Raw genomic sequence first — 14,005 nt, 5'->3', positions numbered from 1 at the left:
TCTTTTGGAGCGACTTATGCAGAGCGAGCAAAAACAGAAAATACTGGGATTCACATTGATTGAACTTCTGGTGGTTATCGCAATCATTGCCATCCTTGTGGCATTACTGTTGCCAGCCGTTCAACAGGCTCGTGAGGCAGCCCGACGCAGTTCTTGCAAAAACAACATGAAACAATTGGGCTTAGCACTACACAACTACCACGACACCTTCAATACATTTCCGCCTGCAAGTATTCGAACACCGACAGCTAATGGAATTAGCCATTGGTCGACCAGCATGATCGGTTGGCAGGCTCGTATTCTGGGATTCATGGAACAGTCTGCACTTTATGACATGATCGATTGGGAGATTTATACTGGAAATTCCGGACCTAACAACACAGTTGTCCGAGGGACAGAAGTTGCTGCTTATCGCTGCCCAAGTGATCCAGGAAATCGTGGTAAGACAGGACAAACAACATATGCTCCTACTAACTATGTTGCCTGTACTGGAACGTCAGGAAGCTATGGTGCTGGAGGAACGGTATTCCAAAATAATGGTTTTACTGTTATGTATCAAAACAGTAAAACCCTGATGAGAGACATTACGGACGGAACATCCAACACAATGATTATTGCAGAATGCCTTGTTGGTTCAGAAGCGCTTGGTGCAAACGCAACTGGAACGGCTCCGGCATTGGTTTGTGATGGTACAGGGTCTGTAACTAAGGATCGAGCCTACTCATGGTTTTATGCCAATGCCATGCCTAACTGGTCTTTCGGTACAATCATTGGACCAAATTCCAAAATCACGGAATGCCGTAGTAGTACAGGAGGGCCTGCTGTCCTGGGAGCTCGCAGTCAACATAAAGGGGGAGTTCAAATCCTTCTCGGTGACGGAGGGGTTCGCTTTGTTTCGGAAAACATTGATCTTGCCACTTGGCAAAATCTCGGTCACATGAGTGATGGGAATGTCCTTGGTGAATTTTAAGACGCTTATTTGAAATGCGACAAAGCTACTCGTCTTGTATGAGTGGCTTTTTTTGTGTCTACTTTTCATCAAGAGTATCACTTCACCGCATTTAATCCAGTCAGATGAAATTCTACGATTATGATTTTCGCATGTCGTTTATTGCTCTTGATAGTTGCTGCGGAGTTACTCTTTGGAGCATACGCATTCACGACGAGAAACCGGCAGATCGGCCCTCAGATTCCAGAACGATCTCAAACGGATCCATTTAGCTGGAATGAGCTGAATGATTTATCCAAACAGGTACAGCTTATCAACAGCAGCAGTGAATGGCAGAAACTGGCAGAAGCTCTGATCGGCAAAGGCTTTTATATTCAAGGAGAGCTCGCATTTCGCGAGGCAGTAAAAAGAGATTCCGCTAATCTGACCGCGGCTCAGGGGGTGGCTTTCTGCCTGGATCGTACCGGGCGAATTGCTGAGAGCAACAAATTGTATCAACAATTGGTTTCTAAAACGTCTGGAGAAACACGTCAACTGATTTTGTATGCAATCGCACGGAATCATTTGCGAATCGAAGAACCGCAAACTGCCGAACAACTGTTTTACGAAAATTATGATTTCATCCCCGCAAAGCTGATGTTCAATAAGTTGCTGGTAAAGTCTGACCGGGGTGAGCAGGCGCTCCCACTCATTAATCAATTTCTCAGAAAGTTACCTCAATCGTTATTGTTCCAGCAAGTCAAAAGGGAAGCATTGATTGAGAATGCGGATCAAGCACAGGCATTGCATGCAGCCGACATGATTGAACGGGCTGAATTACTAATTCCAGTCAATTTCAACACCGACTTTTTGACGGAAAGAAATCAGAATTTTGGATTCAACCGGCACTGGTATGAATATCAGACGATTTCAGAGAAATTACCTCCAGCACAAAAGCTAACTGTATTACAGGAGCTTCAAGACAGTCAAAAAGATTATCTCTCCCCCTACACGCTTGTGCTTCTGAAAGAATCTGCGCGAGCTGCAGCGGATGCGAAAAACGCTGAGGTTTTAAAACATCACCTGAATCAAATCGAGAACTATGAAATCGTAGATGCTGAAATCTGGGAGCTTCGGGGAGATTTATTTGATCTGACTGGAGATTCTGATCAAGCAATTCAATGCTGGAATAAATCCGTCTCGATGACACCCAACAATATTGTGTACCAGAAGTTGGCGAGTTTGTATGCCGAAACGGAACAAAATACAAAAAGAGAACAGGCATTAGCCGATGCTGCCCTTGATACAGGATTGACCGCTTTTCGAAATAACGATCTGGTAACAGCCGGAGAGATGCTTAAAATCTCGTCGAAACTCAATTCTAATTCGGCCAGATGTTGGTTTTATCAGGCTGAGTTGGATCGCTTAAAAAAACAGTTTTCCGCAGCCAAGCTCAAATATGAAAAATGCTTACAAATTAACCCGTATCACGGCAGGGCAAGGTTACAGTTGCAACACCTACCTCAGATCCCACCGGCACAATGAATGTGATCTGTGATCCAGAATGTCGTGACAATTAGCACTGAAAAAAAAACTTTGGGTTCGTATTGAACCCAAAGTTGGTCAATTTGTCAGGCCGATGAACTGAAATTAGAATTCGATCGTGTTTACTTCTCCGCTATCGCGGCTGGCAGTGGCTCGCAGCGAATTCATATCGACATTTTCAGAGACAAACTTTACGGATCCGTCAGCCAGAACCACCTGACAGCCCCCCTTGTGGTTACTTCCCATGGATACGTCGTTGAAATTGTTACCACTGGTGTAGGTAGTCGAATTGGGTGAATGCAGCACGTTTTTAAAGGATGCGGAAGCGGTGCCGTTAGATCCACGAGTCCAGAGACGATAATGTGAGGCTGCCGTTCCAGTGCCTGTGCGAGTAAGCGAAATCTCCATCACAGCGATTGTGTTCGAGGTTCCGTCAACAACATCGCGGAATTTCACTTTGCTGTTACGGGAAAAAAGCCCCTGTTGAGAATATCCACCATGAGCAGCCAGTGTTGTGGTCAGGCACTCATTGTTACTACTGTGTCCAGAACAAGTGTAAGTTGGAGTTTGACCGTCAAAGTTTTTCGGCCCCCCGTTACCGTAATAGTGCATCGTGTAATCACTTGTTCCTGATTGGACAAGAATCGTTCCACTCGGACACATGTAAGTGTCCACTTTTGTCTTAGAAGCGGTCGAGCTGCTTGCCCCTATGCCGGAAGCACTTTCAAAGTTGAAGGTGTCGTACAAAGCAGATTGTTCGATAAACGGAAGGATAAATACATGCATACTCAACTGTGTGCGGCCATGGATCGAACCTGGAGGAAACACACTGTGGGTGTCGTGATAGTTGTGCAGGGCCAGGCCAATTTGCTTCATATTATTTTTGCAGGCACTTCGACGGGCTGCTTCACGGGCCTGCTGGACTGCAGGAAGCAGTAAAGCAACCAGTATGGCAATGATTGCAATGACCACAAGCAGTTCAATTAGGGTAAATCCGCGACGAACAGAAACTGTGCACATAAAATACCTCGTAATAAGAAAAGAATGAGTAACCTGGGCTCAAAAATGAGAGAAGGCCAAGGGATACTAAGGCAGTGGTAAAAATGAGAAAATCACGCATGAATTTGCGCGGAATAAATGTAGCTATGTTAACAACTCAAAGAATCCAAGTATGAATACATACTAATCAGATCAAATAAAATATACAAGAAGTGAAGAACATTTAATCTTAAAAAATAATTCTGGAATCCAATGGTTGCTTCAAACTTTAACTGCCTGCACTGCTGTTTTTTATGACACTCTGATTTTTTCTGTCCGAGTGCCCAGCATGACTAGAGTATAATATTTTAGTCGTGACTGGTAATTTCATCATTTATAGTGCCTAGGAAATCGGCACTGAACCTCAGTACCCTGCCCTTTCTAAATCCGTGCTCCTTCATAAAACTCCATATTCTTAATTCTCGATCACGACCAGATCCTCGCACCTCTGACAACACAGAACTCGATTTGTTTTTAGACGTTGCACGAAATGGTCAATTGTCGTGCATGTTGATCGATACCGAGAGAGTGCATGGTGTTGCTTTTTTAAGAAAGAGTGAGTGTGATTTCCCAGTAACAGGAAAATCACAATTCCCATTCCAGGCAACTCTTTCATCGATATCAAAGGCTTGGGCGCGACCAACGCGTTGTAGGCGGATCAGTTGACTGTGTTGCTGGACAACGCGAACCGTATTATTATTTACTGGGGATGTTGGGTGGTCGAAACATGTTGAAAACATCTTGGCTATGCGGTTAAGACATGGTAGCTACGACATCAGCTTTGACGTAGAGATCGATGCGACTGCGATAAACACAGGAGATTTACTGGTTGTGATTTCTAGTTCAGAAGAGCCCAATCAGTTGAATGCTTTTGCAAAGCGTGCAGGGGCGTTTGTCGCAACGATTGTCTTGCTGACAGCAAAGCCAGATTCGACGATTGGTAGTTTGACGGATGTCATTTATTAAACTGGCATTCCTGATATTTATACCAACAGCAATAGTGTTTTTCATTGTAGACTCTGTGCTTTTTTGAAGAAATGATTTCGCGCATCATTTGGAAAATGGGGTTTAGTAAGAGGAATTGCATACACACCATGTGAACTTTGAACCAAAATTTCATCGCTGACTGAAGTTGATGCCCCGAACGCAGAACAGCCCTTCCAAAGGAATATTTTCAAAATGTTTGACATGCGATTTCTACTGATTTGTATCGCCGTCTACGGAGTGCTAATCAGCGCAAACGTCTTTGCTGAGAATGTTGTTGATTATCAAAAAGACATTCTCCCGATCATCTCGAATCACTGTTTCACTTGCCACGGGCCGGACTCGGCGACACGTGAAGGTGGCCTGCGATTAGATCAGCGCGATACTGCCATAGCTGAAGGCGATTCTGGCGAGCAAGCGATTGTGCCAGGCGATTTTAGCGCCAGTGAAATCATTCGTCGTGTCACTTCGCCAGATCCAGATGTACGAATGCCGCCTGCTGATGGTCCGAAGGCACTTGATCAGAAGCAAATCGAATTATTGAAAACGTGGATCAAAAACGGCGCAGAGTACCAGACTCACTGGGCGTTTAAACCAGTCACAGAACCAGTCGTACCAACAACTGGAGGCAGTGATTGGCCGCGGAATGAAATTGATCACTTTGTCTTTGCGAGATTGCTCGATAGGCAATTGAAGCCAGCCTCCGAAGCGACTCGAGAAACGCTGATTCGACGAGTGGCGTTCGACCTGACAGGTTTGCCCCCAACTATTGACGAAGTCGATGAATACCTGGCAGACCAATCAGATCAAGCCTATGAGCAAATGCTCGATCGATATCTGCAGTCGCCGGCATACGGCGAACACATGGCTCGGCACTGGCTGGATCTGGCTCGATATGCCGACACCAACGGTTACCAGTATGACACCGAACGTGAACAATGGGTCTGGCGCGATTGGGTCATCGACGCCTACAATCGCAACATGCCGTTTGATCAATTCACGATTGAGCAACTGGCGGGTGATCTGCTTCCAAATGCGACAGCTCAACAACGCCTGGCAACGGGCTTCAATCGGAATCATGGCATCACCATTGAAGGCGGGATTATCGATGAAGAATACCGCACGGAATATGTGATGGATCGAGTGATTACCACCGGTGGAGTCTGGATGGGGTTGACCGTCGGATGCGCTCGGTGTCATGACCACAAGTACGATCCGATTTCTCAGCATGAGTTCTATCAGCTGTATTCGTTCTTCAATCAGGTGCCGGAAAGAGGCATGCGAGGCTTCACTCCCAGCGAGACAATTCCATCGCCGCTGGCAAGTAATCGACAGCAAGAATTAGAATCAAAGCTTCTCGAATTGCAAGCTGAACTGGATACCCCTGTCGATCTTGATTCCTACCTCGATACATGGACGGAGCAAATCGCAAAGTCACCTGTTGGCGGCTGGAAGGTTCTCATCCCGGAAACTCTAAAGTCATCAGGCGGTTCGACGCTCACGCCACTTGAGGATCATTCCGTTCTGGCGGGCGGTGCGAATCCGCGGCAGGACATCTATGACATTAGCTCCCGGACCGATGCCGTTGATATCACGGCAATTCGTCTGGAAGCATTAACTCATGATTCGCTCCCCAACAACGGTCCCGGGCGACACTCCAATTCGAACTTTGTGCTCAGCGAGTTTGAATTAACAGCAGTTTCGGTAGTTGATAATTCGAAGATTCAGACTGTGAAAATTGCACGAGCTATCTCGGACTACGAACAGATAAACTACGAAGTTGCCAAGGCAATCAACGGCACAGTTGCCAACAACGATGGCTGGGCGGTTGACGGCCCGACTCGGAAGGAACCCGCAACAGCGATCTTTGTTGCAGAAAAGCCGTTCGGATTTTCTGGAGGGACCATGTTGCGATTTCGCCTGCGGCATGAAGCCGGATTCGCGACTCACGGTATCGGTCGGGCACGTCTATCCGTCACGACCGATCAGGAAAGAGATCTCCGTCTTAAGGGAATACCAGCTGAAATTCGTCTTATCGCAGCCACAGACAAATTGGCTCGCTCTGCAGACGACATTGCTAAGCTGCGAGACTACTTCATTGCACATCACGATCCTCAAAGTGATCTCAAACAGCGTGTCAAGGAAATCGAACAGCAACTGGCCAGCGCGTTCCCTGCAACGATGATCATGCAGGACATGCCTCAGCCTCGCAAAACCCATGTGCTACATCGAGGTCAATACAACGAACCGACAGACGAAGTCTCGGCAGGTATTCCCGCCGTGTTCCCATCGATGCCAAAGAGTGCTGCTGCCAATCGGTTGGGATTTGCCGAATGGTTGGTGGCCCCTGAGCATCCGCTGACGGCCCGCGTTGCAGTGAATCGTTACTGGCAACGTCTGTTCGGAATTGGACTCGTAAAAACCTCAGAAGACTTTGGTGTCCAGGGATCTCTGCCAAGTCATCCGGAATTACTGGATTGGCTGGCGACCGAATTCATCCGTAGCGGCTGGGACGTAAAACACATTCAACGTTTAATGATGACGTCGGCAACGTATCGACAGACATCGCGAGTTGGAGCGACCGCATACCAGGCCGATCCAGAAAATCAATGGCTTGCAAGAGGCCCCCGCATGAGACTTGATGGTGAGGAAATTCGCGATGCAGCACTGTTGGCAAGTGGATTGATGGTGAATCAGCTGGGCGGAAAAAGCGTCTATCCGTATCAGCCTGCCGGGCTTTGGATGGAGCTGAATAATCGTCCGGGTTATTCCAAAGAATATCCGCAGGGCAGTGGCGACGACCTCTACCGTCGCAGCGTTTACACATTCTGGAAGCGAACCGTTCCTTCGCCGATGCTGAAGATTCTGGATGCCCCCGAACGTGAGTTCTGCACCATTCGTCGTTCGCGAACGAATACGCCATCACAAGCGCTTGTTCTATTAAATAGTGTGCAATTCGTCGAGGCTGCCCGGCATCTTGGTGAAAGAATGATGAAGTACGATGCATTGCGACTGGAAGATAAGCTGACGTTTGGATTCAGGCTGGTCACAGCACGCAAACCGACGGAGCTTGAGATGGAGGCGATTATGGAAGCGTTTGAGTCTGAACGACGTAAAATGGCCGCCTCACCGCAGACGGCATTAAAGATATTGCAGGTGGGGGAATCGGAATTCGATTCCACACTGGATCAATCGCAGTTGGCTGCGTTCGCCACGATTGCAAGATTGTATTTGAATCTGGACGAAGCGATTACAAAAGAGTAACGGCTGATGGGCACCTTTCATTCCTCGACAGACGCCAACTAACTGCAAAGAACAGGAATACAACACGTGAACAACCCAATTCTGGAATCTCAACTCCTACAAACTCGGCGACACTTCTTCGGTCGCAGTTGCACCGGTATTGGTGTCGCCGCGCTGGCGTCTTTGATGAATGAATCCTTGCCGGCCCATGCGAATCCGGTACCGGATGTCGTCAGTCAGCTGTCTCAGTTCGCACCGAAAGCAAAGCGGGTGATTTATCTGTTACAATCGGGAGCGCCGTCGCAGGTTGATCTGTTCGACTACAAACCGTCACTTAACAAACTCGATCGCACAGAATTGCCGGACAGCATTCGGCAGGGGCAACGACTGACCGGCATGACAGCCGGACAAAAGAACTTCACCGTTGTCAAATCGCCTTGGAAGTTTCAACAGCATGGACAGTCGGGAACGTGGCTCAGCGAGCTATTACCGCACATGTCGAATGTTGTCGACGACATCTGTGTGATTCGTTCGATGCACACAGAAGCGATTAATCATGATCCGGCGATCACGTTCTTTCAATCCGGAAACCAACAACCGGGTCGGCCAAGCATAGGAGCGTGGCTGAGCTACGGTCTTGGCAGCGAAACTCAGGATCTGCCTTCATTTGTGGTGTTGCTCACCAAGAACACGTTTCATCAGGCTCAACCGCTTTACGATCGTCTGTGGGGCAGCGGTTTTCTTCCATCGAAATATCAAGGGGTGAAGTTTCGCAGCCAGGGTGATCCGGTATTGTATCTGAATGATCCCACTGGCCGTTCCAATTCTGACCGCCGCACGATGCTCGACCGGCTTGAAAAACTGAATCGCATGCACGAAGAGGCCATTGGTGATCCGGAAATTTCGTCCAGGATCGCTCAATACGAAATGGCCTATCGCATGCAGACATCCGTGCCCGAACTGGCAGACACTTCCGACGAACCTGCCAGCACGTTCGATCTATACGGAGAGGACGCAAAGCAGCCCGGTTCGCATGCCGCCAATTGTCTGTTAGCACGGCGACTTGCAGAACGTGGTGTGCGTTTCATTCAGGTTTTTCATCGCGGCTGGGATCATCACAGTAACGTGCAGAAATATCTGCCGACGCTTGCGAAGGAAACCGACCAGGGCTCAGCTGGACTGATTCAGGATTTAAAACAACGCGGTATGCTTGACGAAACGCTTGTCATTTGGGCAGGTGAATTTGGCCGCACTGTTTATTCTCAAGGCAATCCCAACACATTCGGTCGAGACCATCATCCTCGATGTTTCTCAATCTGGATGGCCGGTGGAGGAATCAAACCAGGAATCAGTTACGGCCAGACGGATGACTACTGTTACAATATCGCCGAAAATCCCGTGCACGTTCACGACTTTCACGCAACGTTGCTGCAATGCCTGGGAATCAATCACGAGGATCTCACATACCGCTTTCAGGGGCGTGACTTCCGTCTAACGGATGTTCACGGCAAGGTAGTCCGTGAGATCTTGTCTTAACTTTTGTCGTCTATGTCTTATTGACTTTGACAACATTTCGTACTTGCATATGTTGGGAATAAAGCGTGTTTCGCAACTCTGAAAATTGCCGGCAAACAAACATCGGAATGGATCTATCGTTTCTTGCGATGCTGTGTTTGTTTTATGTTTTGAACTTGCCGGTCGCGTACAGCGATGAAACACAATTACCGAACGCTGAAGGTTTGAAGCTCTTCCAATCTCACGTCAGAACTGATCTGATTCATCATTGCCTGGATTGCCACGGGGGCAAATCCACGAAGGGCAACTTCGATCTGACAACGCGAGAAACGCTGATGGATAGTGGCTTCGTTGGGGAATCCTCAGATGAGAGTTATCTGATGGAGCTGATTCGTCATACAGAAGAACCAGCGATGCCATTCAAAAAACCTAAGCTTAAGGACGACGTAATCAAACGCATCGGCGAATGGATCGATCTGGGAGCACCCTATGATTCGCCACTGACGGACACGACTTCAAAACCACAAGGCCCGATGGTTGTTACCGATGAGGACCGTAAGTTCTGGTCGTTTCAGCCATTAATAAAACCGCAGCCGCCCAAGGTCAATAATGAAGCATGGTGCCGAACGGAAATCGATCGGTTCATTCTTTCGGCTTTGGAAGACAAGAATATGACTGCCAATCCGGACGCCGACGCGAGGACATTATTCCGGCGTGCATCCTATGGGCTGATTGGTCTGCCGCCGAAGAGTATATCCGATCAAGCAACTCTGAACGATGCCGTCTGGGAAAATATGATAGACGAATTGCTGGCGTCACCTCAATACGGCGAACGCTGGGCGCGACACTGGATGGACGTGGCTCGGTTTGCGGAATCCTACGGTTATGAACAGGATTATGACCGCCCTAACGCATATCACTACCGCGACTTTTTGATCAAGGCATTCAATGACGACATGCCATACGATCAGTTCGTCAAGTGGCAGCTGGCGGGTGATGAATTTGCTCCAAATGATCCGTTGGCAAAAATGGCAACCGGATTTCTGGGCGCTGGCGTCTTCCCTACTCAGCTGACCGAAGCAGAATTCGAATCGACTCGCTATGACGAACTGGATGACATGACGGCAACAACCGGTGTTGCATTTCTGGGATTGTCGGTGGGGTGTGCTCGATGTCACGACCACAAATTCGATCCCATTCCTTCTCGAGATTACTATCGTTTGGCAGCCACGTTTACCAAGACGATTCGCAGTGAAGTCGAGCTTGATCTAGAACCCGAAGCGAACGAAGCAAGACGTCGCGTCTTTGCAGAAAAGACGCAAGAACTGATCACGGCACTCAATGACTACGAAGCCGGTCCGTTGCAGGCGGAGTTCGATACCTGGATCCAATTGGGTGACGAACTCCCGACAGAAGACTGGATCGTGCTTACTCCCAGTCACATCGAATCCAAAGGCAACTATGAGATTCAGCCGGACAGTTCCATCCTGGCAACCGGGGAAACACCTAACCAGAACACCATCACATTCTATGCGAAAGTTCCGCAACGGAATCTCACGGCGATGAGAATCGAGGCATTAACTGATGATTCTCTTCCCCGTAAAGGTCCCGGACTTGCTGGCAACGGCAACTTCGTATTGAGCAATCTGACCGTTGCGTATGAAGTCACTAATATCGGAGAGCCGAAATCGGAGGAAAAGTCGGAACTTCAGACGAAGACCGTGATCTCGAACGAAATCAAGCTGTCCGCCACCCAGGCGACACATGAGCAAAACACTGGTGAACTCTCGGTAGCGGCTTCCATCGACGATAATACGACATCTGGATGGGCGGTCGACGCGGGTGGCATCGGTAAGGATAACGCGGCAGTTTTCACATTTGCCCAGCCCTTGCTGCCATCGGAATCGGGACAATTGAAGATCGTAATGAAGTTCGACCATCCGAACCCCAAACACGTGCTCGGGCGACTTCGACTCTCCGTTACAACCATAGCCGAACCACCCGTCGTTGTTGGTGGAACTGGGCCGGACGCGGCGACACTCGCTGCTGTTCGTGCCGTGAAGTATGGTTCACAAGATCCAGAACAACTCAAAGCCGCATTCGCCTGGTTCAAGTCAACTCAATCAACATGGAAAGCTCTCAACAAATCGCTCGCCGACCACAAAGCCAAGGGCGCGGGTGTGAAACTTACGAAAGTACAGATCAACAGCGAGAACGTTCCCAAACTCAGTCATCACGCGAACGGTCGCGGCTACCCGCACTATTATGAAACAACGCACCTGCTGTCTCGCGGTGACGTCCATCAGAAGCAGGAAGTCGTTACGAGTGGACTACTGCAGGTGCTGAATGCCGACGGAGCAGATGACTCACGATGGGCGGTGGCGAAGCCAGAAAACGCGACCACGGAATTTACCCGAGCAAAACTGGCCACATGGTTAACAGATCCAAACAACGTTTCAGGGCAGCTTGCTGCTCGAGTCATCGTGAATCGAATCTGGCAGCATCATTTCGGCCAGGGAATTGTGTCAACTCCCAATGATTTCGGTTTTCAGGGAGAACGGCCAACACACCCTGAGCTTCTCGACTGGTTGGCCGCTGACCTGATCGAAAACGGCTGGAAGCTAAAGCGGCTGCATAAGCTGATCATGCTCAGCAGCGTTTATCGTCAGTCATCAGCATTTCATCCCGAGCGTAACAAGATCGATCCAGACAACAAACTGCTCTGGCGACGAACGCCTCGCCGCCTTGAAGCAGAAGCCATTCGAGATTCCATGTTGGTCGTCGCCGGACAGCTTGATCCAACGATGTATGGCCCCGGCACGTTAAACGCTGACATGAAACGGCGTAGCATCTACTTCTTTATCAAACGCAGTAAGCTGATTCCAATGATGATGTTGTTCGATTGGCCAGAACACCTGGTTAGCATCGGACAACGATCGACGACTACGATCGCTCCACAAGCGTTGATGTTCATGAACAGTCCTCAGGGACGAAACTATGCCCAAGCATTCGCTGCGCAACTGAGTACCGATGCCCCAATTACGGATGCATATCAGCGTGCATTCGGCCGCCAGCCCACCGAGCAGGAAGCACAGTTAGCAGAAGCATTCCTGAAGCAACAAACCGATGTTTATCAACAGGCTGAAAATCCCCAAGCGGCCTACACTGCCCTCACAGATCTTTGCCAAACATTGTTCAGCATGAATGAGTTTATCTATGTCGACTAATCTTGAACAATCCACATACGACTTTCAGTCCAACCTGCTCAGTCGTCGCCACGTGCTGACCAAAGCAGGCTGTGGATTCGGCATGCTGGGACTGGCCGGTCTGCTACAAGATCAGGGTCTATTGTCATCGGCCTCAGCCGAAGACCTTGGCAGTCGTGCTCTGAATCCGTTGGCACCGCAGGAAACACATTTTGCGGCAAAGGCTAAACGAGTGATCTGGATCTTCGTTAACGGCGGCCCCAGTCACGTGGATACGTGGGACTACAAACCGGAACTCGAACGCTGGAATGACAAGTCTATCAAGGAATTCGCTCCAGAATTTACGAACACCACCGGCTTCTTTAAGAACGCCGTCGGCAACTTGATGAAGTCTCCATTCGCATTCACTCCACGCGGTGAGTCCGGCAAGATGGTTTCAGAGATCTTTCCAAAGCTGGGCGAACACGTCGACAAGATGGCCTTCATTCATTCTGGTCATACGGAATCTAACAACCATTCGCCTGCGTTGTTCGCGATGAATTGCGGATTGCCGCGAATGGGTTTTCCTTGTGTCGGTTCGTGGGTGACGTATGGATTGGGTAGTGAGAGCAGCGACCTGCCTGGCTTTGTGGTGATGAGTGATCCCAAAGGCCGAGGGCTCCCCAAGGGGCACGCTTCTAACTGGAGTTCCGGATTTCTTCCGGGAGTATTTCAGGGCACGCATCTGAGTCCAACCGGAGCTGCAATTGAAAATCTGCTGCCAGTTCAGGACATCGAGAACGCTCAAAGAAATCAATTGGATTTGCTGAATCGCCTGAACAATCTGCATAAGGAACAACACTTGGCCGAAGCCGAACTTGCCGCCAGAATTGAAAGCTTCGAACTAGCCTACCGAATGCAGTCGTCAGCTCCCGAAGCGCTGGATATTGATTCGGAACCCAAGCACATTCAGGATCTGTACGGAATCGGCGACGAAAAGTGTAACCATTTTGCTCGACAATGCCTGACAGCTCGACGAATGGTCGAACGGGGCGTGCGCATGGTGCAGATTTATTCCGGCGGCATGGAAAACCAGCGATCGTGGGACGGCCATAACGATATTCACGGCAACCACAGCCAGTTCGCCGGAGAAACGGACACACCTGTCGCCGGTCTGCTTTCGGATCTCGATCAGCGAGGCCTCTTGAAGGACACGCTTGTCGTTTGGTGCGGTGAATTCGGTCGACTGCCTGTAGCTCAGAAGGCCGCTAAACCTGGAAGAGACCACAATCCACATTGTTTTACCGCCTGGATGGCCGGTGGCGGCATCAAGGGAGGCACAACCTATGGCGAATCAGACGACATCGGTTACAAGGCAGCCGTTGACAAGGTTCACATTAACGACCTGCACGCCACGATCCTGCATCTGCTGGGTATCAACCACACTCGCCTGACCTACAAATACAATGGCCGTCGCTTCCGCTTAACCGACGTCGGTGGCGAAGTTATTCAGCCAATTATTTCTTAGCCGCTGCCAGCCTCTGGTCTAGCCCATTTTCAAATGGTT

Annotated in this window: 8 protein-coding genes; 7 read left to right on the top strand and 1 reads right to left on the bottom strand. The window is 49.2% G+C overall.

Features of this window, described 5'->3' with window-relative positions:
• The first annotated feature begins 16 nt into the window (after window positions 1-16).
• Together Pan54_RS06295 and Pan54_RS06290 are read left to right on the top strand one after the other, a co-directional pair.
• Window positions 17-970, top strand: coding sequence for a DUF1559 domain-containing protein (locus tag Pan54_RS06295; RefSeq protein ID WP_146502694.1), 954 nt, complete (start codon window positions 17-19; stop codon window positions 968-970).
• 120 nt (window positions 971-1,090) lie between these two features.
• Window positions 1,091-2,473 carry a tetratricopeptide repeat protein gene (locus Pan54_RS06290; protein ID WP_146502693.1) on the top strand — a complete coding sequence of 461 codons (1,383 nt, stop codon included), beginning with the start codon at window positions 1,091-1,093 and terminating at the stop codon, window positions 2,471-2,473.
• Window positions 2,474-2,578: 105 nt separating this feature from the next.
• On the opposite strand, the gene Pan54_RS06285 is transcribed toward Pan54_RS06290, so the two are convergent.
• Complete coding sequence (locus tag Pan54_RS06285; protein ID WP_146502692.1) at window positions 2,579-3,493, bottom strand: DUF1559 domain-containing protein; 915 nt, start codon at window positions 3,491-3,493, stop codon at window positions 2,579-2,581.
• A gap of 765 nt (window positions 3,494-4,258) precedes the next feature.
• On the opposite strand from Pan54_RS06285, the gene Pan54_RS06280 reads away from it, so the two are divergent.
• The 5 genes from Pan54_RS06280 to Pan54_RS06260 all read left to right on the top strand — a co-directional run bounded on the left by Pan54_RS06280 (window position 4,259) and on the right by Pan54_RS06260 (window position 13,966).
• On the top strand, window positions 4,259-4,477 hold the full coding sequence (locus Pan54_RS06280) for an SIS domain-containing protein (RefSeq protein WP_146502691.1): 219 nt from the start codon (window positions 4,259-4,261) through the stop codon (window positions 4,475-4,477).
• Between the two features lie 213 nt (window positions 4,478-4,690).
• Window positions 4,691-7,759, top strand: a complete 3,069-nt coding sequence (locus Pan54_RS06275; RefSeq protein WP_146502690.1) for a PSD1 and planctomycete cytochrome C domain-containing protein — start codon at window positions 4,691-4,693, stop codon at window positions 7,757-7,759.
• 66 nt (window positions 7,760-7,825) lie between these two features.
• Window positions 7,826-9,274 carry a DUF1501 domain-containing protein gene (locus Pan54_RS06270; RefSeq protein ID WP_146502689.1) on the top strand — a complete coding sequence of 483 codons (1,449 nt, stop codon included), beginning with the start codon at window positions 7,826-7,828 and terminating at the stop codon, window positions 9,272-9,274.
• Between the two features lie 107 nt (window positions 9,275-9,381).
• Complete coding sequence (locus Pan54_RS06265; RefSeq protein WP_146502688.1) at window positions 9,382-12,480, top strand: PSD1 and planctomycete cytochrome C domain-containing protein; 3,099 nt, start codon at window positions 9,382-9,384, stop codon at window positions 12,478-12,480.
• Window positions 12,470-13,966 (top strand): DUF1501 domain-containing protein, encoded by a 1,497-nt coding sequence (locus Pan54_RS06260; protein WP_242631239.1) that lies wholly within the window; start codon window positions 12,470-12,472, stop codon window positions 13,964-13,966. Before Pan54_RS06265 ends, Pan54_RS06260 begins: the two co-directional genes overlap by 11 nt.
• Window positions 13,967-14,005: the final 39 nt, after the last annotated feature.

The sequence above is a fragment of the Rubinisphaera italica genome (assembly GCF_007859715.1).
GTDB lineage: Bacteria > Planctomycetota > Planctomycetia > Planctomycetales > Planctomycetaceae > Rubinisphaera > Rubinisphaera italica.
This window is presented reverse-complemented; position numbering and strand designations above follow the sequence as displayed.

What these genes read in the sequence shown, in the direction of transcription:
- Pan54_RS06295 (WP_146502694.1), top strand. Translation starts at nt 17, where the DNA reads ATGCAGAGCGAGCAAAAACAGAAAATACTGGGATTCACATTGATTGAA.
- Pan54_RS06290 (WP_146502693.1), top strand. Translation starts at nt 1,091, where the DNA reads ATGATTTTCGCATGTCGTTTATTGCTCTTGATAGTTGCTGCGGAGTTA.
- Pan54_RS06285 (WP_146502692.1), bottom strand. Translation starts at nt 3,493, where the DNA reads ATGTGCACAGTTTCTGTTCGTCGCGGATTTACCCTAATTGAACTGCTT.
- Pan54_RS06280 (WP_146502691.1), top strand. Translation starts at nt 4,259, where the DNA reads ATGCGGTTAAGACATGGTAGCTACGACATCAGCTTTGACGTAGAGATC.
- Pan54_RS06275 (WP_146502690.1), top strand. Translation starts at nt 4,691, where the DNA reads ATGTTTGACATGCGATTTCTACTGATTTGTATCGCCGTCTACGGAGTG.
- Pan54_RS06265 (WP_146502688.1), top strand. Translation starts at nt 9,382, where the DNA reads ATGGATCTATCGTTTCTTGCGATGCTGTGTTTGTTTTATGTTTTGAAC.
- Pan54_RS06260 (WP_242631239.1), top strand. Translation starts at nt 12,470, where the DNA reads ATGTCGACTAATCTTGAACAATCCACATACGACTTTCAGTCCAACCTG.